Below are 24,544 nucleotides of genomic sequence, written 5' to 3'. Positions count from 1 at the left end.
ATTTCGGCAATCGGTTGATCAGGTCTGCGCCGCGTCGTCGTCGTCAGCTTCGCTCCCGCCGGAAAAGAACGCTTTGCTGACACGGTTCTTCTCGTCGTTGAGCGCCTGCAGCTGTTCCTGATGCTCTTGGTCCGGATTGTCGAGCGCGCGCGTCAGCACCACTGCGATCGCCAGCGCGAAATCTAGGCAGCCGATCAGCATTCGGTAGGTCTCCCAATGGTCCGCGCCATAGAGCCCCGCCAGGTTGACGCGAAAATAAGGATCCTCCGGCACGTCCTCCAATATCCGCACATGCCCGAATACCGACTTGATGTTGGGATGCGCCCCGAAATCGATAGCCGCGTCATAGGCGTCGGCCAGCCATTGCCCGCCACCCGGCTGCTCGCGCTCGACCCGCTTCGCGACATCGGTGACGGCGCTGCCGAACGCCTTGCGACAGGCCTTTTTGGAGTCCGCATCCTTATGCCGGTCGGTCCAGACCGCGCTCAGCTCGGAATCCTTTGCGATCAGATAGCCATAACAGGCGGATTCGAGCGCGGTCCGCAGCACCGGAAAGCATGCGGTAACATGGCCGGTCATCGCTACTCGAACCCCGGCAAGGAACAGCATGTAGGCGTTCATCGACAGGACCATCGCGATCGGCCCGACCCCGCCTGCGTCGCGCCACAGCGTCTTGCGGAAATAGCCGTCAAACCCGTGCAGCGTCTGCAGGATCGGACTGTTCTCCTCGCGCAACGCCGCAGTGATGGCGTCGGTTGTGTCGAAATAGTCGTCCATCGATTCGTTGATTTCGACAATCATGATGCCTTCAGTTCTTCAGTGTCGGCCGCGCATGACGTGTCCGCGGTGCGGACGCTATCAACATCGGGTGCGGAACGCGGATCAATGGAGCGCACACTGGCGGGCTTCTGCGGAGGCCGCCAGAAGTCCGCGCGCCTTTACTGGTCCGCGTTGCACACTTGCGGGGGCGTGGCGGCGGCTGGCCCACAGGCGCGCGCACGCCGCCGCGACGGCCGGCCCCTCGCAAAGGTGCGTCCTTGCCGCTCCATGGGCCGGGAGCGGTGGCGCATGCTCCGCATCCGCCGGGAAAGGGCTTTGTCGCTAGCAAGGGCAGTTTTGCGGGCCTGAAAAATCGTGTTCGATTGATAATGCGCCGGGCGACACCCGGGCTGTAAGACTGGTATTCAACTGACGATGACTTGAACTTCCATGACCAAAATCTGCCTCCTGACCGGCGCTCCGATCACCGACGCCAACGATTCCCGTGCCCATATCGTCCCAAGCGCGCTGGGCGGCCGCCTCAAACCCACGGGGCTGATCTGCGCCGACGCCAACACCATATTGGGCGATGCGGTCGACCTGCCGCTGATCCGCGCGTTCGAGCCGATCATGTCGCATCTCGACGGCTCGCGCGACCGCGGCACCAATCAGGCCGTTCGCATGACCGACGAGGCAGGACGCGACTATTGGGTCAGGTTCGGCGCCACGCTCCAGCTCACCCGCCCCGAATTCTCGATGGTCGATCAGCCTGACGGCAGCGTCGAGGTCAGCGTCTCGGCCCGGTCGGTCGAGGAACTCCGGACCGTGCTCGGTCGGGTCAAGGCGCGCTTCGCCGAATTCGATATCGAGGCGGCGGTCGTCGAGGCAGAGCTCACCCGCACCCGGCCGACGGGCAAGCTGCGCAACCAGCTGCAAGTGGGGCCGGCCGTGACCTTCCCCGCCGCGTATGTTGCCGCCAGCCTCTATGCCGCGCACATGGGCTTCGCGCCCCATCCCGACTTTGCCGGTTATGTCGGCTCTATCACCTCAGGCACCGCAGCCACGCTGCCGCCCGACACCTTCCTCTGGCACAATCCCGCCTGGTTCAAGGTCGACGCAAGCGTCTCGCATATCGTCGCGCTGGTCGGCGATCCGGCGGCGGGCCGGATGCTGGCTTTTGTTGAATATTTCAACATCGCCTGCGTCGCCTTGCTTCTGCCCTTTACCGGCACCGAGCCCTATCGCGCGACCTATGCCGTTGATGTCCTCACCGGCCAGACCGCCAATGTCACGATCGACGAAGCAATGCTCGCGATTTTGCCCTGGTCTGCGACCCACATGCTCGCCGACCAGGCGCTGCGCGACGATATGGCCAAACGCATCGGCCGCGTCGTCAGTATCGCCCAGGAGCGCGGGCGCGGCGCGACGATCGAGCAGATCTTCGAGGAGGTTGCTGGGCCGGTGGATGGCCGACTGTTCACCCAAGCGGAGAAGACCGAGCTCCAGCGCAAGCTCGGCGCCTTCATCGCCGATCAGCTCAGCGACTGCTAGGCGGCCAAGCTGTAAGATTGGCGCTTACGTGCGCGCGGCGTCGGTGCTGGTCGTGCCGGCCGGTTGCACCGTGACCGCCCGGTGCGCCTGTGCAGCTGCTGCGGAGTCGGCCGTACCTGCCGTGCCTGCCGTGCCCGCGTCCTGGGGGTCGCCCGGCGCGTCGATGGGATCGCCATCGTTTTCCATAACCAGCACGCCTTCAAGGAACTTCGCGTGCTTTTCCTGGAGGTATTTGATCGCCTGGCTTTCGTCGGCAGTGTGCTGGAGATGCTCCTGGAAGAATTGCAGCCGCGCGCGATTTTCCTCGATCAGCTCGCCCCAAGTCTTGATGCCGACGGTCACATTGCCGCCGCGCATGATCAGCCGCCGTTCGGGATCGGGGCCGGTGTCGATCTCGTTACGCGCATAGGCATCATAATCGTTCGAAACGAGCCAGAAGTGCCAGCGTATCCCCTTTACGCTGTGGAACCGCTCGTCGGCGAGCACCGCGATCGCATATTTCTTCGCTTGGGTGATCGCGTCGGCGCCGATCTTGACGCTCGGTGCCTTCAGCTCGACGACCATGTGCTCCATGTCGTTGGCGCGGTGCCGCCTCGTCACGCGCGAGAACATCAGGTCGATGATACCGCGCTTCTTGCCGATCACCTTGACCGGATCGTCGATCGAGATCGCCGGGTCGAGATGCTGCTTGTGACGCTCGAGCACGCGCTTGAGGTCCTGGTCGCTGACCCAGAGATTGTATTCCTCGCCGAACACCCAGGTGTTCTCGGCGAGGATGCGGTGCAGCTGGGTGCGCTCCTTGATAAGGCCCTTGGTCTCGGGGTCGAACACGATATTCTCGAGTGCGGCGATGAACTTCAGCCGGTCGGCGACAGTCTTGGCGGCGGTGATGATCGCCGACAGCGTCGTCTCCTGCAGCAAGGCTGCCAGCTCCTTTTGCTGGCGCGCGGGCAAGTCGAGCACTTCCTTCAGGATCATCTGCAGCTCTTCGGGACCGCGCTCGATCGCGCTTCGCAGCATCCGCAGGTGCAGGGCCTTAGACTTGTCCGAGACCAGTCCGATGTCGGGGGCAATCTCCTGCACATGGACCGCGACGATATCGAACATTTGGCGCTCGGCCTTCTCAACCGTCGACTGCGGCTCGCCGCGATAGGGATAGACGTCGGCCGCCTTCCATTGATCGACGACATTCTGCGCGCGTTCGGCGGCCCGCTCGCGGAAATACTCTTTGATGGCGAACCGCGCCTGGTCGACCGCGCCGTTGAGTGCAGGGTCCATCTCGGCGAGCGCGATCCGCTCTTCATTGTGGAGCCGCTCGACATAAGGCGATTTGAGGTAGGCCGAGAAATAGAAACCGGGCACGTGGAAGCGGGTCTCGACCTGGTCGAGCGGGAAGCCTTCCGCCGAGCATAAATAGAGCGTGCGCTTTGTGTCGCTGCGCCATTCGATGACGTGGAGCTCGACCGGATATTCGGTGCCGTCCTCGGCCGTGATCGGGCCGAGAGTGCGTTTGTGCTGGCTGGCGATCGCGGCCTCGGGGTCGAGCCGTTCGCCGCCGATCCGGATCGCTACGCTGCGATAGTTGATAAGATAGAGCGCGAAAATTTCGGCGAGCTCCTGCAGCCCTTCGGCGCTTTCGAATGCTTTGAAGTCGCGGCGGACGTCGCCGATCGTGACGATCACTCCGGTCTGCCGCTCCGGCGCTGGGACGTCGGGACTGATCGAGACATCGGTCAGATCGGCGTCCAGCAGGCGGATCTCGAACGCCCGGTTGCCGTCTTGTGCCTTGTAGCAGACCTTCCACGTCACCGATTGGCCGAGCGCAAAGGCCTTGTAGCGGCCGCGCCCTTCCTGGCCGTGGACCATCCGCCCGGCCTTGCGCGTGCGGCGGGTCAGCCGCTTCCACGATCCGCCGAGATTGCCGAACAGCGCCTTGGCTTCCTCGCGGGAGAACCCCTCGCCATCATCGTAGATCACGATCCGCGACATCCCGCCGGCCAAATCGTCGTGCGCGAACTCGACATTGATCGTGCTCGCATCGCCGTCGAGCCCGTTCCAGATCAGCTCGGCAAGCGCCGGTATCGGCTTCGCGCGGGTCTGCCGTGCGACGAAGTCGTCCTGCACGGCGACTGAAATATGTTCATTATTGTCCAAGACCCCCTCCCGCTTGCTCTTCATGATCTGGATCGGCAGATCGAGCAAGGTGGTCGTCCGCATCGTTCAAAAGCAGACTTTTGCTTTCTGGGAGCGATGGCTTCTCAGACGTCGCCCACGTAGTTGTATCCCAGCTGAAAGCGAACGGTTTCAAACCGATGTCCGATTCCCAGCGGCGGGGATAGCGCTGCGAATGGCCGAAACTGGGTCCTCGCTGCCGCAAAGCTGCTAGGCAGCTAGCGGCCCAAATGCCGTCCGACTGCTTTCAGCAAATCTGCCGTTCAGCAAAGCGCGCCATACCGGCCATTCAGCCCATTGCAATTTGATCCCGAAACCTGCCGTTTGCGCCGGTGCTCATGCATTATGACAGCGCCGGACTCACGAGACGATCGGAACATCGGCCATTGCCACTCTACCGTGACCACAGCTATCGTGTCGGTATGGCGTCGAGACCACTTCGGGATAGTGATGTCAGACAAGCTGCCTATCGGCGGTTGCTCACGCACGCCCAAGCCTGTCCCAATACCCTCGTTATCGACGAACTCGGTCTCGATCATGGTAGCTGCCGGATCGATATTGCCGTAATAAATGGCCATATTCGCGGCGTTGAAATCAAAGCTGGAGCCGATACCTTGGAGCGCTTGCCGCGGCAGGTGGCTGCCTATGGCGAGGTGGTCGACAAGGCCTTGTTGATCGTCGATCCCAAACATCTCGCGCCGGCCTTAACGATGGTGCCCGATTGGTGGGGCATCATGGTCGCCGAGCGCGGAACGACCCAAGGGGTGCGGTTCCGTCGCGTTCGACCGGAACGATCAAACAAGGGCGTCGATCCGCTCGTTCTGGCCCGTCTGCTGTGGCGGCCTGAAGCGCAGGCGATCCTCAAAAGCCTTGGCGTTTCGGAGCAAGAACTCCGCGCTCCACGCGCGACGCTCTACAAGATGTTGGTCGATAGGCTGCCGCTGCGCCGTCTCTCGCAGACTATCCGCGAAACTCTCAAGGCCCGAACATCATGGCGAGATCGGCCACCACTTTTGTGATGTGATGGTTCGAGCCGACCCAACGCCATGTGGAAAGGCTCCCGGTGCCGGCAATCCCGTCTCGGCATTGCTCGATATAGTCGCTGCCGGGCGAGAAACCCGAGCCCAGAAAATGGGCTGAGCCTGTGATAGTGCCGCTGCATCCCCGATACTGCCCGAACCCGTTGTCACGCACGTTGACGCCCTTGGCAATAATCCACCCATCGTCGCAGGCGTAACGGATTGTCGCCGAAGGCTTCACCTTCCTCATGTCCATTTGTGAGTACCCATTGGCGGCAATGGCATAGTCAGCAAATGTCGGTTTGCGGACGGTCTCGCCAAGAGCAGCCAGTAGCGCCCGGAAAAACGTCCATTCCCTTCGAGGCCAGAATTGGATCGGACCGGTGACCTCAGCCATTGAAGCGGGAAATGATGTACCGGCAAGAATGAGGCTGCGCGCAGTCGCCATCGCATTCGATGCCTGGATCGCAGCGGTGACGATGTTGATCAGCACGTCCTGTGGGTCCCATGCTGGTGCTTCGAGATCGAGGACGATATCGCAGTTGCCCATGGTCACACCGAGCTGCTGAAGTATTGCACCGACATTGGCGTCAAAGTCGGGATCTAGGGCTTCATCCAGAGAACAACGCAGTACCGCCCCGGTCTGCATCAATGCGTTCGCGGTCGTCACGGCCGCGCGATAGGCCGCGTTGTTGTCGAGTCTGATGACCGGGATAAGCGTTGCACCCCGTGCGAATGCCTCCTCGCATAGGAATTGCATTGGATGCTTACCGTCCTGCATCACCTCAGCCGGATCCAGCAGGCCGCAGTCGAGCAGCGCAAGGCGAGTTCCCCATTTTGCGCGAAAACGAGCGGCAAACTTTGCGACGTGATCGTCGATCGACTTCGAAGGAGTCCAGGTCTCGAAATCGAAATCGGGGGGTGTAACCTCGATAAGAGGAACGGTCCTGTCCTTGACGGCGTCCGGCAATCGCAAGAGCGCCTGGTATTCGCCCTGCCGCCATTTGAGGATCGGAACGTAGTCGGTGTGCGTGATCGGCATTTCGTCGCCTCTCAAATATCGAACTGGCGGCGAACTTCGCCATTGCCAACAAGCGTGCGGAACAGGGTGTAGTCATTCGCATCCCGCCGGATTCGGCCAGCGATCACTGCAGGTGACACGCCAAAGCGTTTTGCATCGGCCACGACCGCCTTGTCGTTGCGGGTGAAGCGCGACACCGCAAGGTTCCAATTCGCCTCCGGGATCAACGCCTCTTGCGCAAAGTAGTCGGCGTCCTGCTCGACCTTGTCAGCCGCCGGCGAATCATTGTCATCAAAGATCGCGGCATATTCACCCAACCGGATGTGCAGCTTCAGATGGCCGATCTCGTGGAGCAGCGTGAACCAGAAGTTGTCGAGCCGGTCGTGACGCAGGGTCATCGCGACAATTGCATGGTGATCGGCTGACGCCAGCGCGGCACCGTCAAGCAATGTGCCTGGCAGATGGCGTTCGATCACCAGCGATATGCCTGCATCGCGCAGGTAGTCGGCTGCAAGGCGTGGTCCGTTGTCTTTCAGACTGAGCCCGACAAGGCCGCGCACCCAGTCCGCTGTGAGACGGTCACGATCAAACGCCTGGTCGGGGGGATTGCGATCGGCCAGTGTCCGAACGCGCGCTTCCCAAGCGGCAATAGCAGCCTCATGAACTTGTCCGCTCGACCGCACCGACTTGCGGTGCAGGGCCATCGGTACAAACTGGGAATGTGCTCCGTGCAGAAATGCGGGGATCAGGTCGCCAGCGGCTTTCTTCGCCTGCGATAGCGTGCCCGAGAAGTCCTCGAACCAGCCACGCTTGAACATCTCGGCGAGCGGGAATGCCTGCCAGACTGATGGATCGACGCTATCGAGCTTCGGGCTGCCGACCAGTTGGGCGCGCTCGACGATGCGCACGTTGAGGGCGTCTGCCACCTCGGTGAGGCGGTCGAGGCTTGCCATCCGGTAGCGGTCCGACTCGTAACGCTGAATCTGTTGCTCGGCGACGCCGAGGAAATCACCGAGATCCTTCTGGCTCATGCCGCGCGCGATGCGGGCCTGAATGAGGATATCAGGCAGATCGTGCAGGCTGTCCGCCGAGAATTCTGAAATCTTGCCCGCGCGAAGGTCCTCGTAGAAGCGCACTTCCTCCTCGAGTTCGTCGATCTGGCTGCGAAGTGCCGAGCGCTGCGCCTTCGCGAACACTTCAGGGAAGTCGCTGGTCGGGGCCTCAAGCGCGGCAGCGGCTACCGTCAGCTTCTCGATCGAAGCCTTGGTCGACCTGTACTGCCTTTCGTTGGTGATCATGGCGTCGCTCCTTTCAGCGGCGCGAGCGGGATGCGGAGAATGCCCTTGGCTAGGCCGGACGACTTCTCGACTTGGAAGAAGTCGAGAAAGGGGCCGCCCGGCCCGTTGGGCATTCCGGCAATGAACATCTCACCGAGGTATTTTGCTTTTTGCGCTGCTCGCTTGTTGTCGAAATTGAGAAGGACCGGATCAAGCTTGGCTGGGTCGACCCCGTCATGCTCCCAGCAGCCGTCGTAGTCGCCCGGGTGCGGCTTCGCAGTCACGAAGCTACCATCAAGGTAGACATAGCTGCATCCGGCGAGAGCGAGGGCCTCCGCCATACGGACGAAGCCATTGAACAGCCACTTGCGATGCGGTGTGGTCGCGAAGCGCGCCTCGACCTCGGCTAGGGTCGTGTCGTGAATGCCGGGTGGCAGCACGGCCCAAGGGCAAGGGGAACCCAACTCGATCAAGTCCGGTATCATGGACACAACTATATCGTTGTGTCCAGTGTTTAGCAAGCTTGAGTGAGTGTTAGCCGGGTGCGTGATGCGCGGCCGACCAAAGACGTCATCCCAGCCTAAGTGCGGGCCGTCTGCGACCGGCCCATTTTCCGCCGCCCCTGATGGCGCGGCTTGCAACCGACTCAGGCAGCAGCCTTCGCTCGTAGGCTGTCCAGATAGTCCGACCACCATTGCGCCATGGCGACGCGCTCGTTCCAATGCGCCCCGCGAGTGTATGCCGCGCGCACCTTGTCTGGATCGCCATGGGCAAGCGCCCGTTCGATCGCATCGGGGTGCCACTTGCCGCTCTCATTGAGTAGCGTGGCGGCCATGGCGCGAAACCCATGGGCCGTCATTTCGTCGGTCGTGTAGCCCAGCCGCCTGAGGCCCGCATTCAGGGTGTTCTCGCTCATCGGACGGGCGCGGGTCCGGACCGACGGGAAGACATAGCCGGCAGGGCCAGTGATCGAGCAAACCTCTTTAAGAATTGCCACCGATTGCCGGGACAGAGGCACGCGGTGGATTTTCCGCATCTTCATCTTCTCGGCCGGAATGGTCCACAGCGCACCGTCGAGGTCGATCTCTTCCCACCGAGCATGGCGAAGCTCGCCCGGGCGCACAAACACATGAGGCGCAAGCTTTAGGGCAAGGCGGGTAAGCCCCATGCTCTCATAGCCGTCGATCGCCAGCAGCAGTTCGCCAACCTTTGTAGGTTCCAGGATCGCCGCATAGTGCGTCACCTTAGGTGTCGCGAGTGCGCCTCGAAGGTCACGCGTCGGATCCGAGGCTAGCCGCGCGGTCGCCACCGCATACCGAAACACCATGCCCGCCAGCTGCAAAGTCCGGCGGGCGCTCTCCAGCGTCCCCTTTGATTCGATCTTGCGAACTGCAGCCAGAACATCACCGGGCTCGATCTCCCCGATCGGCAGGCTGCCCAAGGCACCGTTGAGGCAGGACAGCAGATACTCGCTGCGCTTCACGGTCGCCGGAGACCAGCCGCCCTGGCCATCCGCCTTTCGTTTGGCGCAGTATTCGGCAGAGACGGAGGCAAAGGTGTTCATCGCCTCCGAACGCTCACGGACCTTGGCACGCTGCTTCTCCCGCGCAGGGTCCTTGCTGGCTGCCAGCTGTTCGCGGGCGGCATCGCGGCGCTTGCGCGCGTCGGCCAGGCTCACCTCCGGATAGGCACCGAAGGCCAACAGCTTCTCCTTGCCGGAATGCCGATATTTCAGCCGCCAGAGCTTCCCGCCAGCTGGTGTGACGAGCAGATAGAGGCCCGCGCCATCCGCCAGTTTATACTGTTTAACGGCAGGCTTCGCATGCCGGACGGCAAAGTCGGTCAATGCCATGATGGCTCTCCGTACCCCCAGGGTGACGTGCCATACCCCCAGCCTGTTTTGGCTTCCCCCAATCGTACCCCCAGTAACTCACGACTGCGGCTGAACGACGGTGGATGGGCATGGCTTGTGAGCCATCAAATACCGCAGATTTCCGGGGGTTGTCTAGCTCGGGACGGACGGCGCTGGACAGGGAAGTGGAGCGGGTAACGGGAATCGAACCCGTATATTCAGCTTGGAAGGCTGCTGCACTACCATTGTGCTATACCCGCGCACGCGGCAGGCGAGCGCCTTAGCCGAAATCGCGCGCGGCGGGCAAGCCGACTTTAGCGGGCGGCGGTAGCCGGTCGTATCGACTGGCGGGTATAAGCCTTCAGCACCTGGCCCTGGTAAAACACAGCCGATCGGCCCGTGACGAACAGACTGACGATCGCCGCGCCGACCGGATTGCCGAACCGGCCACCATTGTCGACGGTCCCTCGCTCATAATAGGTGCCGGACACCGGGAGGGTGCCCCCGGGGAGGTCGATGCTGCGCAGTTCGATGAGCAGCCGGCCGGGCTGGCCGGGAATGCTTCGACGGGTCACGCCCATTACGCGGCCGGTCGCCTGTGTGCCGGCGGGGATCACCACTTGGCCGTTCAGCTGCACATCGTCGGTAACGGTCAGCCCAAAAATATCGCCTTCCTCGGCATCCTTGCTCGACAAAGTTACGTTCAGTCGCAGCGACACTTCCGTGTTGACGGGCAGGCCGCCACGCCGATCATCGTGGGTGGCGATGCCATAGGGAACGGGCGGGCCGAATACCGACCGAGAACCACCAGCTCCCTCGGCCGCTGCGGCCCGCGGTTCCGGCGTGGCCGCAATCAGTGCCAAGCCGCCCAACATCACGAATCCCGCTCGCATCATCCATGCTCCACGCCAAGCATCAAACGCGCGCAGAATAGGCGATGTTCGCGGCAAGCGTGAGGGGCGGGAGGCGACGAAAACGCTGCGCCGCCGGCGGCAAACTCGGCCGCCTATCCCGAGATAAAGGCCAGCAGGTCCGCGTTCACGATGTCCGGGTGCGTGGTGCACATGCCGTGCGGCAGGCCCGCATAGGTCTTGAGCGTCCCATGGCGCAGCAGCGCGACGGCAAGCGGTGCTGAGTCCGCGTAGGGGACGATCTGGTCGTCGTCGCCGTGCATCACGAGCGTCGGCACGTCGATCTGCTTCAGGTCTTCGGTGAAGTCGGTCTCGCTGAACGCCTTGATGCAGTCGTAATGTGCCTTGGCACCGCCCATAATGCCCTGTCGCCACCAATTCTGGATGACGCCCTGGTCCACCTTGGCGCCCGGCCGGTTGAAGCCGTAAAACGGCCCTGAGGGAATATCGAGGAAGAACTGCGCGCGATTGGCGACGAGCGCCTGTCGGAAGCCGTCGAATATCTCGATCGGGAGACCGCCCGGATTCCGGTCCGACTTGACCATGATCGGTGGCACCGCGCCGATCAGCACCGCCTTTGCCACGCGTCCAGGCTTTGCGCGCGCGACGTAACGCGCGACCTCGCCGCCACCGGTCGAATGGCCGATATGGATGGCGCCGCGAAGGTCCAGTGCATCGGTCAGCGCCGCGACGTCGGCGGCGTAGCTATCCATTTCGTTACCGCTGTCGGTCTGGGTCGAGCGGCCATGGCCGCGGCGATCGTGCGCAATGACCCGGAAGCCCTTGAGCAGGAAGAACATCATCTGATTGTCCCAGTCGTCCGCGCTGAGCGGCCAGCCGTGATGGAAGACGATGGGGGTCGCGTCCTTCGCGCCCCAGTCCTTGTAGAATAATTGGGTGCCGTCGCTGGTCGTCACGAAAGTCATGCGCTCGGTTCCTTTTCATGCGGGGGCAGGGAAGGCGATGCGGCTCATATCCTGTCGCGCAGGCGGGATTGACGATGCCGGCGCACGGAGCTTCGGGTCGAGCCAAGATACCGGCGCGCAAAATCGGCTGCGCGCATATGCCAGATAGCACGCGGGTGCCGGTCGCTCCATCCGGTTCATGTCGGCAGGTGGAGACAGGCCGTCCGACGGTCGGGACCGGCAGCGATCCGAAAGGGCGTTGCCGCCGGTGGTGGCAGGGCTTGTATAGAACTTTCAAACCATAGCATTGATATATCTATGCTTTTTATAAGATTGAGAATCCTCCCCCACATTCTCCCCCACACTTTCTGAACTTTATTGCCGGTTACCGCGCGACTACCCCCACGGATAGCTACCGACCCGTTACGGATGTTCGCGCTCGGCGGCAAAGATTGCGGCGGGCCTCTCTTCGATGTCGGTCGTCGGCGGTGTCAGTCGCTGACGGCATACCGCATGAAGGAAGCGGACCATTGCGACATTGCCAGGATCAGCCGACAGGGCGACGTCAAGATCGACCATGCGAAGTCGCAATCTCCCTGTTGCCAACGCAAGCAGGAACTCGGCAGCGGCGCCACCACGCTCGGTGTTTGACGCAGCAATGATCCGGCGGATTAGGCGCCCCAGCTCTCGGCTGTCCGGTGCCGCGTCTGCAAAATTCATCTCGAAGGGATGTGCCGCGCGCAGGATGCTTGCCTGGATAATATCATCGTTGAAACGGCCGAAATTCTCCGGGGCGAGGATCGTCTGCTGGAACCAGTTGCTCTTGATCGCCGGCCGCTGTCCGCGATGGGCGTTCGCCCGCAACTGCTGGAGCACCGAGGCGATCGTGACATAGACATCAGCTTGGCTGTGCGTGCGCTCGGGAACCCCGTCGGGCCAGAATACGAAGCCCGGCTGCAGGCTGAGCTTGCTGCCGGTCGCGTTGGGCAGGAAGATATCGTCGCGAAGCGGCTCCGACGCCTTGCGCAGCCGGGCGACGCGCGCACGGATGGCAGGCTGCAAACCGCTCGGGATCAGCGCGTCAAGGTCGGGATCGATCAGCAGTCGGAGTTCGGCGGTCCATGGATTGTGCTCGCTCGACTGCGGCAGGATCATCCGCTCCACTTCGATCATCTGGTAGGGGTAGGGATTGACTGTCTGGATAAGCGTTTGTCCTAGCGTCTCGCGGCGCGGCTCCCCGGTCGATTTCGAAAAGCCGGCCAGATAGAGCAGCGGCGCACTCGGCGCGATACTGCGCAAATCGCGGCTGATATCGAGCAGGCTCCTCCCGCTCTCGATCACAAGCCCGGCAATCACGATCGCCGACTGGGTCTGCGTCGGGATGCTGCCCAGCTCTGTCCGGCGGACCATCTGCGCGGGTGCCGGCGCGAAACGTGCGATCTGATCGGCAAAGCCTTCTGACGCCTCATCCACCGCGATCACATGACCAAGACTCGCTGGCAGGGACCGCCGCAGAACATAGTTGAGGCGCTTCTGGAACTCCGCATGGGCGAGCAACGTAACGGGCTCGACATTGAACTGGCGCGGCTGCTTGCCCACCGTCCGGCCAAGCCCGATCGCGAACAATGCACCGCCGGCATATCGCTCCATGAGCGTGGCCAGTCCCGCCGGCGCATCCTTTTTGGCAATCAGCAGCGAATCTTGCTGTGGCCCGGCGAAGTCGAACTGGTCGCCCTGCAACTTGATAGCATGCGATCCCGCGCTGCATATCTTGCAGCCGTCCGGCCCCTCTACTGACGGAAGGGTGGCTACGCCTTCGACGTTCTCGCGCGGATCGTGACGCAGATCGCATACGATGTTCGAGCCGCTCTGATCAGCGCCGAGAAAGAGAATATGCGTGACCTGCGCCGGTGCAAAGCCATGGGCGGCGATCAACTTGCTCGCCATTGAGCCGCTGGAGGAGGCCGAGATGAGCACGCAGGAATCAGCCAGCTGCGTGAAGCGATAGTCGCCGACGCCCGCATAGGATGAGAAATTGTCGGCCAGGATCGGGACGGCACCCTCGAACGAGGACCGCTGCTCGTTGATCGCCGCCACGACCGCATAGAGCGATGGCGTGTCGAGATAGGCCGTCGTCGCCCGCTCCGGCACATTGGGCAAGGTGCAGAAGCCGATGAACGCAATCTCCGCACCGCGGGCGAGGATGTTCGACAGGCGTATGAACCGCTCGGTGTGCCGGCCCGACGGATTCTCGAAATGATAGGTCGCGGTCGATTCGACGAAACCATGCCGAGTATTGAAGATGTTAGTGACCGCGCGGCGCCGGAAGTCGGCGAACTTGACGACGCGCTTTGGCGTCGGTCCGGTTACCTGCGCGCGCCGGGCCTCACCACCAGCACAATCATATCCGATTAACGTCACACTTGCCCGACCGGCCAGGCGCGCCAGCGTCGCGACATTCTGCGAGTCCTCGGCAAGCTGCCGCAGGGTCGTCACGAAGCTCGGATCGCGCACCACGATCACAACCTCGTCGGGAACCAGATTGCGCTCGATCTCGCTCTCGATCGCTGTCGCCAGCGCCTCCGGGTCGAGTTCTCTAGTCGCCGCAAAGATTAGCAGGACATCGTAACGCGATGCCTTGCGGGCGATCTCGAACCGGAAAGGGTAGATCGCATTCATCATGGCCGGCGCATCGGGATGAGAACCGTCAGCAAGCTACCCGCAACGGGAGCCAGCGCCGCCAGGTCGGCCTGCTCATAGCGCTGCAGAATCGCCTCGGCCGGCTGATCCTCGGCGGAAAAGTCGATATAGAAGGACAGACGGCCCGTGCGCAGGCGCAGGAACCCCTTCTGCCGGCGCAGCAGCCGCATCACATGCGGCAGCCCTTCGCCGAAGCGGCTCTCGCCCTTGGCGCTGCCGCGACCGAAGCACGCCCTTACAGCGGCTTCTTCGACATCGAGCGACAGCTGATCGAGCGGCGTCCCGGTCCAGGTCGCCGCAAAGCCCGGCCCGGAGTCGAGCACCGACAGCTCGAACAGATGCGTATAGGTCGCGCCCTGCGGTACGATCAGCGCATCGCAATAGTGCGCCAGCGGCGGATATTCCCCGACGATCCGGGCCAGCTGGTCGGGCGCAAGCTGGTGGTGGTTGGTTTTGATCGCCCGGATCGACACATCGAGCAGGTCGCCCGCAATGTCCGACAAGGCGTGATCCTCTGTGTTCTTGAAGATCTCATACAGCATCGCCCCGATCGCGTCGGCGGCATCCGGCGGCACATGCGCGCGATAGCTTCCCTTGATCGCTGCGCGCAACAGCCAGGCCGCAAGATCGCGGAAGTTCTCGCGGGGACGCAGGCCCGACCCGCTACGGGGGTCCGGCAGATAGAGAAGATAGGGTGTGTCGCGGCCGAGATGGTCAGCGCAGACGATCTCGGCCGAAGGACCACGATAGCCTTGTTTGGGCCGCACGCTTTGAAGCTGTTCGAGCCGGTCGAGCGCGGCACGACGTAGCGCCTCGTGAACAGAGCGGACCGGGCCTTGGCCAAGCGCTTCGTCCGCGCATAGTGCTGCGATGAGGCCGGGCATGCGGCGAACGAAATCGTCGATCTGCGCTTGGGTCTCGATGAAGGTTTCGAGTGGGGTTCCGGGGTTCTTCTGCGCCCAGGAAATGACCAGCTGCGCCAGACTTGCTTCCGCGCCTCCGGTCAGATGCCGCGGATTACTCGGCAGCTTTAGCGGCTCACCGGGCGCGGCCTTGGCAAGCACGTCCAGCGCCCGCTCCGTGGCGGCAATAGTCGATTGCCCTGCGATTCGCACAAGTCCTCCCGTCGGCGCCTTTTTGCGGCACTAACCGGTGGGGGTCCAGAACAAGCAGCATTCATCATGATCGACATCAGAGGCCGCTCCCGCCGGCAACGGGATAAAGGTTCGGCAATCTGCTTCGGGATGGCAGCTGGCCCCGAATAGGAAGAAATAGACAACACACCGTACGCAACAAATCGCAGGCTCAAAGCCAGCATTTCTGCGGCTTTCCAGAGATGGCAGCTTCCCAGTCAGATTCAATTGACGGCCGATCGGCAAATCAGATTCGATTTGGCACCCTCAAAAAGCGCGCAAATCAGCCATTCCGTGACCAGGTTAACAACAAACGGCAGACTTTGAATCCAAGTCATTTCGAGTGATTGCCGCCGAAGCCGATGCCTCAGTTTTTGCCCTCGCCTTCATACAGCCCGCGCTGAAATCCGAGGAACGTCGAACGGATTTCGGCCACCGATCCAAGTTCGCGCACGGCATCCAACGGCGTTCCGTATTTCAGTTCCAGCAGTGCTGGCAGCTTGCCGTCGTCCAGCTCGCTTTCGCCAACGGTCGCGTATTGCGACAGGACGAAATCCAGGAAGTCGCGCTGCTTGTCGCCGTAGCGCGAGAGGATCGCTTCGCGCCGGGTATCTGCCCGCTCGATCCGTTTCAGGGGCGGGCGCGCCCAGGCGATGAAAGCCAGCACGTCGAACAGGTCACTCTCCTGCGAATCCGTCGCCCGACGAATGCCGTCGAGCGCCTCGCCGGTGAAGCCGCGTTCGGCCAGGCCCTCGACCAGCTTGCGTCGGGTGTCCGGCTGGCTCCAGATCGTGCGCAGCTCGTCCTCATCGCGGAACAGATCAGGCAACTGGCCGAACAGGTCTTCGATGAACTGCTGCGCTGAAACCGGCTTTCCGTCCACGGCCCAGAAGGTCGTGGCGCTGATATGCTGGAAGGCGCGTTCTTTCCCGTCCGCCAGCCGGATGACCAGCTTGGTCTTCGGCGGCTCGGGGTCCGGTCCCGGTTCGGGCGGCTCCGGCGGATCGCCTTCCGGCTTACCATCACGCGGCCCCTTGGGCGGCTCAGGGTCCAGCGGCTCGCCATCCCATTCGGGATCGTTGAAATGCTCATAGGCCTTCACGAAATCGAGGATCGTGAAATAGTCCTTGCCGTCGAACAGCCGAGTGCCCCGCCCGATGATCTGTTTGAACTCGATCATCGAATTGACCGGCCGCATCAGCACGATGTTGCGGACGTTTCGCGCATCAACACCCGTGGACAGCTTCTGCGAGGTCGTCAGGATCGTCGGGATGGTCTTGTCGTTGTCCTGAAAGGTGCGCAGCCACTGGTCGCCGATCGCGCCGTCGGAAGCGGTGACGCGGACGCAATAGTTCGGGTTGGTGCTGGTCTTCACCTGATTGATCAGGTCGCGGACGATACCGGCATGTTCCTGCGTCGCGCAGAACACGATCGTCTTTTCGCGCTGGTCGATCATGTCCATGAAGGTACGGACGCGGTAGGCCTCGCGCTCGCGGATTTCGATGGTGCGGTTGAAGTCGCCTTCGGTGTAGCGCTTGCCGTCCTCCACCTCGCCTTCGATCACGTCATCATCGGACGTGTAGACATATTCGTCGATCGTGGTCCCGATCTGGCGGACCTTGAATGGCGTCAGATAGCCGTCGTTGATCCCCTCTTTCAGCGAGTAGGTGTAAACCGGCTGGCCGAAATAGGCGTAGGTGTCGGCGTTGTTCTTGCGCTTCGGCGTGGCGGTCAGGCCGATCTGCACGGCGGGCGCGAAATAGTCGAGGATCGCGCGCCATTCGCTTTCGTCCTTCGCGCCGCCGCGATGGCATTCGTCGATGATGATGCAGTCGAAGAAATCAGGCGGGTAATCGCCGAAATAGGGCGCGGGGTCGCCGTTGGCGTCGGTGCCGCTGGTGAAGGTCTGGAAGATGGTGAAGAACACGCTGGCGTTCTTCGGCACCGCGCCTTTCTTCCGAATGTCGCCCGGCGTGATCCGCGCCAGCGCGCCATCGTCGAAGGCGGAAAAGCTGTTATAGGCCTGATCGGCGAGGATGTTGCGATCGGCCAGGAACAGGATGCGCGGATACCGCTGCGGCTCGCCTGCCGCCTTCCAGTCTGACAGATTCCAGCGGGCATGGAACAGCTTCCAGGCGATCTGGAAGGCGATGGCAGTCTTGCCGGTTCCGGTGGCGAGCGTCAGCAGCACACGGCTGCGGTCTTCGGTTATCGCCTCCAGCACGCGCTCAATGGCATTGTGCTGGTAATAGCGCGGCTCGAAGCGCCCGCCGCCGGTTTCATAGGCGACGGCGGCAAAGCGGTCACGCCAGAGGTTTGCCTCGGCAAAGGTGGCCTCCCACAATTCCTGCGGCGTGGGGTAACGATCGACCAGTGCTTCCGCGCCGGTCTGCATGTCGATGCGGTAAATCTGCTTGCCGTTGCTGGCATAAGCGAAGCGGCATTGCAGGCGGGCGGCATAGTCCTTCGCCTGCCCGACGCCCTCGGTATAGCTCTTGGTCGCGGCCTTGGCTTCGAGCGTCGCCAGCTTGGTGTTGCGATAGACCAGCACATAATCGCAGGAGAGCGCACGAGCGCGCTTACCCTTGCCCATGATCCGCCCGGGCGCGATCACCTCGCGCCGGGTGCGGCTGCCATCGACCACGCCCCAACCGGCCTCGCGCAGCGCAGGGTCGATCAATTCGGCGCGGGTCTCGGCTTCGTTCATGCGGCAGACTTCGGCTGATCAGCGCGCACGCCCATCATGTCGCGAACCTTGTCGACGAACCCGTCGTGATCCTCCCGCATCGCAATTTTCTTAAGCGAACGGCCCACGCCGTCCCACTGGTCGACCTGCGCCTTTTGCCGTTTGTATCGATCAAATCGCTGCCAGATAAATGACAAAACTTCGGTCCAAGTCAGTTGGGTTATGCCTGCATATTTCTTCGCGATCTCCGAATCGGTCTCGCGGCCCACCAATATCAGCCGAATGCGCGGGTAATTTGGATCATTGAATGATCCTGCCGAGTATAGTGCGTTGGCCGCATCGGCTACGATGGTGGTCGGCAGACTTCCGATAGCCGCGAGCACGCGATGGATGTTTTGACTCTCCTCGCTCGTCCAAGGGCCGTTTAAGGCGCAGCGACCAGTCTTGATCTCAACGATGACAATATCGGTCCGGTCAGCGAGCAATTGAAGCCGTTCAGCATCATCCTGCATCAAATCTGTTGGATCATCGATTAGGCGCTCAGCGCGGAAGGGAAAGCGCACTCCAATCAGGTCGGCGTCAGTTCGTTGCCCGCCATAGAGCTTCGGATGGACCACAAAGTTTTCGATCTGAAGGAATCCGTTCAGGCGAAAATACCAGTAGGCAACGCGCTCCGGTGCCAACGTGCAAGGAGGTTGGCGTTCCGGGGTCGGCGCGGCGTTTTTCATGCAGCGATGGTTTCAGGCATGGCGGCGGTGAGTTCACCAGTGAAGGCGCAATGTAGGAGGGATTGCTTCAGTTTAGAGAACTGCTCCAGCTTACGGCTATAAATCGCCGACAATTTCAAAATTTCAGATTTCACAGCGTCGGCTTTTGCAACGAAATCCAATTGTGTCGCCTCATCCGGGATAGCGATTTTCAAAGGCTCGATGTCATAATTATTGATCTGCGGTATCGATGATCCGCTTCCAAGAAGACGCATGTCCACATTCTGGAAATAGTAGTTCAGAAATCTTGCTGTCAGTCGCGGCCCCGGTATGACAGACATAATATTCAAATCGGCCGCCATGGGCGTGGCAACCAATCGCTTCTTGTTGGTCATGATCGCGCCTCCCCGCTTGGGGAAAATCGTCGCACCGGCCGGAATAAGGGCATTGCGCCCTACATCGCTGCGCCTCAGAAATCGTGATGAGGTCGTGATTCTATCAAGATTGTCCGGGTGCGACATGTCGGCAACCTTGACATACGGGATTTCGCCAGATGGCTGTTCCAACTCGGCTCTAACGGTCGTTCCGCTTCGCAAAGTGCAGACTTCGCCAATGGTGGAAACATCCCAGTCGTTGGTTGTGCCGTCAAAAGTGGCCGACAGAAAATCGTCCAACAGCTTCCGCGCATTGGCAAGGTTCTTTTCGGCGTTGGAGGTTGCGGTGGCGATGGCGGCGAAGGCCTCATCCAGCACCGCCACAATCCGCCGCTGTTCATCGAGCGCGGGCAGAGCGAACCTCATGGATTTCAGATTCTTCAGGATCACGCGGCGTATGGCGACACCCGTCTTTCGACCAATCACCTCGGCCAAAAAGTCCGGTGACTGAAGACAATACGCCAAGAAACCGGAATCGATAATCGAGGGGTCCGGGCGTAGAATGGCAAGCGAGGAAAGAACAACAAAAGCCTCATCGGTGCTGACCAATGCTACCTTTCCTACGGTTCCATCCTTTGAGAACAATACGTCGCCCTTACGCGGGGCGCAGCCATTGCGCTTCAGGTCCGCGTAGTCTGCATCCGCAACGAACTTGCATCCAACAAAGTCGATCACTCCACCATCCAAATCCCGAACAGTGATGTAAGGGAAACCCTCAGTTGTCGTGGCTGGCGAATAGTGGCTGCCGTCCGTGATTGTCTGGCAGACATCCTGAAGCGACACGCGAGGCCAGCTGCTCACAGCAGTTCCCTCACGCGCGCCAAAATCTCAGCACTCTCGGCATCCAGCATGGCGATCTCGTCGAGAATCTCCTGCGGGCTGCGCAGCGTCTCGGTTTCGGGCACATTGGGGTTTCGCACGGTCAAGTCGAGGTTCACGGGATCGAGCGTATCCGCCGCCACGCTCCACGCGTTCGGGCCGTCAGCGAAGCTCGCCTGCCGTTCGATGAAATCCGCCATGTCGGCATCGTTCAGCGGGTTGGTCTTGCCCATATTGCGGCCGGGATCGAGCCGGTAATACCAGACGCGGCGGGTCGGCTCGCCCTTGTCGAAGAACAGCACCACGGTCTTGACCCCCGCGCCCTGAAACGTGCCGCCGGGCATGTCGAGCACGGTGTGCAGGTTGCAGCTTTCCAGCAGTTCACGGCGCAGCGCCACGCTGGCGTTGTCGGTGTTCGACAGGAAGGTGTTCTTGATCACCACCGCCGCCGATCCACCCGCGCGCAGCGATTTGATGAAGTGCTGGAGGAACAGATAGGCGGTCTCCCCGGTCTTGATCGGGAAGTTCTGCTGGATTTCCGGCCGCTCCTTGCCACCAAAGGGCGGGTTGGCCAGGATGACATCGAAGCGGTCCTTCTCCTGAATGTCCAGCACCTGCTCGGCCAGGGTGTTGGTGTGGACGATATTGGGCGCTTCGATCCCGTGCAGGATCATGTTCATCGTGCCGATGACGTAGGCGAGGCTCTTCTTCTCCTTGGCGAAGAAGGTGCGCTTCTGGAGCTTTTCGAGGTCGCCGGCGGTCTTCGCCAGCGGTCGGAGGTAGTCATAGGCTTCGCACAGGAAGCCGCAGGAGCCCGCCGCGCCGTCATAGACGGTATCGTTCAGCGTCGGCTTCACCACCTTGATCATCGCGCGGATCAGCGGGCGCGGGGTGTAATATTCCCCCCCATTGCGCCCGGCGTTGCCCATGTTCTTGATCTTGGCTTCGTACAGCTCCGAAAGCTCGTGCTTCTGGTTCTGGCTGCCGAAGGACAGTTCGTCGATCGCGTCGATCGCGTCGCGCAGCGAGTAGCCGGATTGGAACTTGTTGCGGATTTCGCCGAAAATCTCGCCGATCTTGTATTCGATGGTATCGGCGCTGGTCGCGCGACCCTTAAACCCTTCCAGATAGGGGAACAGCTCGCGGTTCACATAGCCGATCAGGTCCGGCCCGGACTTGGCGCGGTTGTGATCGAGCTTGCCGGCGGCATCCTTCGGCGCCGCCCACAGGCCCCAGCGATGCGCGGCGTCGATGATCGGGGTGTAGACCTGCCCGCGCAGTTCCGCTTCCGTGGCGCGGCTGGTCTCCAGATCGTCGAGGTATTTCAGGAACAGCAGCCAGCTGGTCTGTTCGGTGTAGTCCAGCTCAGAAGCGCAGCCGGCTTCCTTGCGAAGAATATCGTCGAGGTTCTTGAAGGTCTGTTCGAACATGTGGCGAGAGGTAGCAGCGGTTTGGGAACGGCGACAAGCGGGGATCACGCGGCCTTGCGCCTGATCTTGGCCAGCAGTTCTAGAATGTCGGGATCGTCCAAAATATCTCGGTCGGCCGCCGGACGACTGGCACGGATCAATTCGGCCTGCCGGTGAAGCGGCACGGTGCCGTAACTGGTGAATGTCGTCAGCACGTCGCTATGGCCCAGGTTCTGGCTCCAGGCCTTCATTTCCTCGGGCGTGAGGTCCAGCGTCATAGCGTGGCGCACCAGCATGTCGCGGAAGCTGTGCGGGTTGTAGTAGGGCAGACCCGCGCCTTCGAAGGCCCGCCGGAACAGATCGCGGATCGGGCCGCTCGATGCCCAACCGTGGCGGGCCAGGCCTTGCGGCTGGAACCCGCCGGTTCCATCCAGGCCCATGGCGGTCGCCGGAAACAGCGGATCATCCGGCCCCCACAGATGTTGCTCGCGCAGTTCGCCGATCCAGTCCGTCACGATGCCCAGCGCGCCGTCGCAGACCGGCATGAACACGGTGCGGAACGACTTGGCGAACTTCGTCGCGACGGTGCGGGCATCCTGTTCGACGAAGCCGCCATCGAGATTGACGTGACCCAGCCGGAAGGTCGCCAGTGCCATGACTCGCGCGCCCGTAATCGCGGCGAAGGCCACTAGCGCCCGGTCGCGCCGTTCCAGCACGGTGGCGACGGGCATGGCTGCGAGGACATGGCGGACCTGATCGAGCGTCGGCACGGCCTTCTCACGCCTGGCACGGGCGATCGAAGCATCCTTCTCGCTCAGGTTGAAATAGTCGGCATCGGCATAGTCCAGATGCGATCGGAAGCCCGGTTCGCGCGCGAGCCATTCGAAAAACGCCTTCAGGTCGCGCAGGGTGGATTGCACCGTCGCCTTGCTCAGCTTCTCGCCGGAACGAGCGTTGATGCTCTCGCCCAGCCGGCGCTTGAAGGCCACGGCCTGTTCGCGGTGAAACCGCTTGAAGTCCTTGTGCCCGGTGCTGGCTTCGAAGCGGGCGAGCGAAGCTGCAACGCGATCGACCGTCGCCGTGTCCCGCCCCTTGGCTTCGGCCAGGAAGCGGAAATAGTCGCGCTTCACCCGTTCGTTCGATGCGTTGTGTTTTGCCATGGTCTAGCTCGGCCTTTCGGAGTCACAATCAAAGGAAGGATCAGCCTGCCCACTTAGGCTTGCCCGGCCTTCCGCGAATTGGACGGTGCAACCGGGCATCACCTTGGCAATGTCGGCCTCGCGAACTCGCCGGTGCATGATTGCTTCGCAGCTCTCGCACAGGGCGCGCAGGTTACCGCTTCCAGGCCGCATGGGGACGAAATCCACCATGCCCAGCGCGGGGCGACGTGGGCAGCGGCAGCGGAAGCAATAGAGGGTGCCAGGCCGGCACGGACGCTTCCGGCCAGCGTTGCGGCGGACGAGGAAGTCGCGAACGGCCGCACCTTGGAACAGGGTCGGCCAGGCGTTGTCGATCGGCTTGAGGCCATCCCGCTGCCAGTTGCGCACCGTGTTCTTGTGTACGTCGCAGCAGCGGGCGAGTTCATCGACACTGTAGCTTCGATGCTGCTTCACTCGATTGGGACTGGCCCGGCGGGCGGGCATGACGCTCAGGCCTGCCCGTCGATCAGGGCGTGGAGGCTGTCCGCCGGGATGACGACGCGGCCACCGATGCGTTTGGCGCGGAGCCGGCCAGCCGCGATGTGATTGTAGATCGTGGTTCGGCCCAGGCTGGAAACGTGGCAGGCTTCGCGGATGCTATAAGCGAGCTTGGGAAGTTCGGGCTTTTCGGACGGCATGGAAACACCTCGTTGCGGATTGAACGAGGCCAAACATCGGCAGTCGAAAATCGAGCGGATAGCCGGCGCGAAAAACTGGCGAATCGAATCGGCGTTACGATTTTCGCTTTGCCCCGGCGCCATCGCGCCCGTGCTCGCGCGCTAGGTCGGGCCAAACCCTCAGGTTGAACCCACGTTCACTGAGCCGACCTGCGAATTTTGCCAGCGCCGCCTTGCGGAAATCTGCTTTTGAGCGCCGCTTCTCTGGGTCGGCTGCGAACTCCTGAACTAGCCACCCTCGGCAATCCCGCTCGCCGGTCGTCGTCGATTGTTCGATTGCGGGTGCCATCTGCTGATCGGCAGGCGGCGCAGGCCAGCGATCAAGAATGTCGCGGCGAAGAAAGCGAATCTCGTCTGCCCCATCAGGCCACGTCATAGATAGCCAGCCCTCTTGGAGATTGAACACAAGTTCCGGTGTGTCTGGCGACAGGCCACCCCTGAAGCGCACCAGTTCCTCCCAGGCGACAGAGATACAGGTGCAATGCTTCAGCGCGGCCAGTCTGAAATCGCGCACCGCACCGCAATCGCACTTCGCGTAGGTAATCGCGGTGTGCAGCCAACCCAAAGCCTGCGTGTTGTATCTGCAAACTCCATCGGTCGCGACCGGTTCGTCGTCGCCTTCTGCGCGGCGAAAATAGCCCATTCTGGCCAAAGCAAGGTAGTCTCGGGTCGCAATCCAGGCCAACGCCTTCGGAAAAGTCCAGATCGGCTCCTGTTTCGCCTCGGGGAGCGATATTTCGTGCCAGGCCCAGTCGAGCGTAAGCGCATTTTCTAACACATAGCGCGTGCGGATTCGGAGGCAGTCATACATTGCGATCCATTCGTAAAGATCGCTGACCAGCCCTTCCCACCCGTCGATCTCTTCTGCACCTTCCAATTTCAGCAAGCTGTAGAGCGCCCGGAACCAATGAACAGAACCGATAGCAAAATCTTGGAGTAGATCATGACTTGGCGGAAGGGTCGCGAAAGCATAGTTCAAGCCAGCCTCTTCGCGATCCCATTGGTCGGCAATGATCTGGCATATGCGCGCAATGGGCGGCGCGTATTCATACGGCTCGGTTTGCAGTCGCAGTATCTCAAAGGCATCGCCGCCGCTGATCCACTTAGGCTCAGGAAGCCAGTCGCGGCCGGGCTTCTCGGGGTCTTTCGGGGACAAAGGAATGGGCGAGTTTGAAACGCCATGTTTCGCCCAATGCTCGCGCAGTTCGATCAACTGCTTTTGCGCTCGACCCAGTGGGTCTGCGCGCATTGCCTCCGTCAGAGGATTGATTCTCTTGGTATCGTTGCCCAATCCGCTTCCCTCGCGGCACCCA

General features: G+C 61.7%; 19 protein-coding genes and 1 tRNA gene. 2 read left to right on the top strand and 18 right to left on the bottom strand.

The window, feature by feature from the left end:
- Positions 1-18 precede the first annotated feature (18 nt).
- Positions 19-801 carry a hypothetical protein gene (locus tag AX709_RS08050; RefSeq protein ID WP_066548599.1) on the bottom strand — a complete coding sequence of 261 codons (783 nt, stop codon included), beginning with the start codon at positions 799-801 and terminating at the stop codon, positions 19-21.
- 408 nt (positions 802-1,209) lie between these two features.
- On the opposite strand from AX709_RS08050, the gene AX709_RS08045 reads away from it, so the two are divergent.
- Positions 1,210-2,310, top strand: a complete 1,101-nt coding sequence (locus AX709_RS08045) for an HNH endonuclease (protein ID WP_066548598.1) — start codon at positions 1,210-1,212, stop codon at positions 2,308-2,310.
- Positions 2,311-2,334: 24 nt separating this feature from the next.
- On the opposite strand, the gene AX709_RS08040 is transcribed toward AX709_RS08045, so the two are convergent.
- Complete coding sequence (locus tag AX709_RS08040) at positions 2,335-4,527, bottom strand: ATP-binding protein (RefSeq protein ID WP_231727459.1); 2,193 nt, start codon at positions 4,525-4,527, stop codon at positions 2,335-2,337.
- 293 nt (positions 4,528-4,820) lie between these two features.
- Here AX709_RS08040 and AX709_RS18590 point away from each other — a divergent pair, with 293 nt between their 5' ends.
- Positions 4,821-5,501 (top strand): sce7726 family protein, encoded by a 681-nt coding sequence (locus AX709_RS18590; RefSeq protein WP_156454205.1) that lies wholly within the window; start codon positions 4,821-4,823, stop codon positions 5,499-5,501.
- On the opposite strand, the gene AX709_RS08030 is transcribed toward AX709_RS18590, so the two are convergent.
- The 16 genes from AX709_RS08030 to AX709_RS07955 all read right to left on the bottom strand — a co-directional run bounded on the left by AX709_RS08030 (position 5,458) and on the right by AX709_RS07955 (position 24,522).
- A complete protein-coding gene (locus tag AX709_RS08030) occupies positions 5,458-6,543 on the bottom strand; it encodes a beta family protein (protein ID WP_066548589.1) in 1,086 nt (361 codons plus the stop codon). The two genes, AX709_RS18590 and AX709_RS08030, sit on opposite strands and share 44 nt — an antisense overlap.
- Before the next feature lie 11 nt (positions 6,544-6,554).
- Complete coding sequence (locus AX709_RS08025; protein WP_066548586.1) at positions 6,555-7,820, bottom strand: XRE family transcriptional regulator; 1,266 nt, start codon at positions 7,818-7,820, stop codon at positions 6,555-6,557.
- Entirely contained in the window at positions 7,817-8,272 is a 456-nt protein-coding gene (locus AX709_RS08020) for a DUF6932 family protein (protein WP_197432024.1), read from the bottom strand. Before AX709_RS08020 ends, AX709_RS08025 begins: the two co-directional genes overlap by 4 nt.
- Before the next feature lie 173 nt (positions 8,273-8,445).
- Positions 8,446-9,651, bottom strand: coding sequence for a tyrosine-type recombinase/integrase (locus AX709_RS08015; RefSeq protein ID WP_066548581.1), 1,206 nt, complete (start codon positions 9,649-9,651; stop codon positions 8,446-8,448).
- Between the two features lie 186 nt (positions 9,652-9,837).
- A tRNA-Gly gene (locus tag AX709_RS08010) sits at positions 9,838-9,911 on the bottom strand.
- Positions 9,912-9,965: 54 nt separating this feature from the next.
- The gene (locus AX709_RS08005; RefSeq protein ID WP_156454204.1) at positions 9,966-10,529 is read right to left on the bottom strand and encodes a hypothetical protein; all 564 of its coding nucleotides are present in this window, start codon (positions 10,527-10,529) and stop codon (positions 9,966-9,968) included.
- Between the two features lie 128 nt (positions 10,530-10,657).
- Positions 10,658-11,488 carry an alpha/beta fold hydrolase gene (locus tag AX709_RS08000; RefSeq protein ID WP_066548579.1) on the bottom strand — a complete coding sequence of 277 codons (831 nt, stop codon included), beginning with the start codon at positions 11,486-11,488 and terminating at the stop codon, positions 10,658-10,660.
- A gap of 402 nt (positions 11,489-11,890) precedes the next feature.
- Positions 11,891-13,984 (bottom strand): hypothetical protein, encoded by a 2,094-nt coding sequence (locus AX709_RS07995; protein ID WP_156454203.1) that lies wholly within the window; start codon positions 13,982-13,984, stop codon positions 11,891-11,893.
- Positions 13,985-14,145: 161 nt separating this feature from the next.
- Positions 14,146-15,282, bottom strand: coding sequence for a hypothetical protein (locus tag AX709_RS07990; RefSeq protein WP_156454202.1), 1,137 nt, complete (start codon positions 15,280-15,282; stop codon positions 14,146-14,148).
- Positions 15,283-15,667: 385 nt separating this feature from the next.
- A complete protein-coding gene (hsdR, locus tag AX709_RS07985) occupies positions 15,668-18,007 on the bottom strand; it encodes an EcoAI/FtnUII family type I restriction enzme subunit R (protein ID WP_066548572.1) in 2,340 nt (779 codons plus the stop codon).
- A complete protein-coding gene (locus AX709_RS07980) occupies positions 18,004-18,714 on the bottom strand; it encodes a hypothetical protein (protein WP_156454201.1) in 711 nt (236 codons plus the stop codon). The genes hsdR and AX709_RS07980 overlap by 4 nt, the downstream gene beginning before the upstream one ends.
- Entirely contained in the window at positions 18,711-19,928 is a 1,218-nt protein-coding gene (locus AX709_RS07975) for a restriction endonuclease subunit S (RefSeq protein WP_082731681.1), read from the bottom strand. Before AX709_RS07975 ends, AX709_RS07980 begins: the two co-directional genes overlap by 4 nt.
- A complete protein-coding gene (locus AX709_RS07970) occupies positions 19,925-21,376 on the bottom strand; it encodes a class I SAM-dependent DNA methyltransferase (protein WP_066548563.1) in 1,452 nt (483 codons plus the stop codon). Before AX709_RS07970 ends, AX709_RS07975 begins: the two co-directional genes overlap by 4 nt.
- A gap of 44 nt (positions 21,377-21,420) precedes the next feature.
- Positions 21,421-22,515 carry a tyrosine-type recombinase/integrase gene (locus AX709_RS07965; RefSeq protein WP_066548554.1) on the bottom strand — a complete coding sequence of 365 codons (1,095 nt, stop codon included), beginning with the start codon at positions 22,513-22,515 and terminating at the stop codon, positions 21,421-21,423.
- Positions 22,516-23,003: 488 nt separating this feature from the next.
- Complete coding sequence (locus AX709_RS18900; protein WP_197418929.1) at positions 23,004-23,315, bottom strand: helix-turn-helix domain-containing protein; 312 nt, start codon at positions 23,313-23,315, stop codon at positions 23,004-23,006.
- Positions 23,287-24,522, bottom strand: a complete 1,236-nt coding sequence (locus AX709_RS07955; RefSeq protein ID WP_156454200.1) for a hypothetical protein — start codon at positions 24,520-24,522, stop codon at positions 23,287-23,289. Before AX709_RS07955 ends, AX709_RS18900 begins: the two co-directional genes overlap by 29 nt.
- Between the last annotated feature and the right edge of the window lie 22 nt (positions 24,523-24,544).

Origin of the sequence: Sphingomonas sp. CCH15-F11 (assembly GCF_001557005.1) — a bacterium.
Lineage (GTDB): Bacteria > Pseudomonadota > Alphaproteobacteria > Sphingomonadales > Sphingomonadaceae > Sphingomonas.
This window is presented reverse-complemented; position numbering and strand designations above follow the sequence as displayed.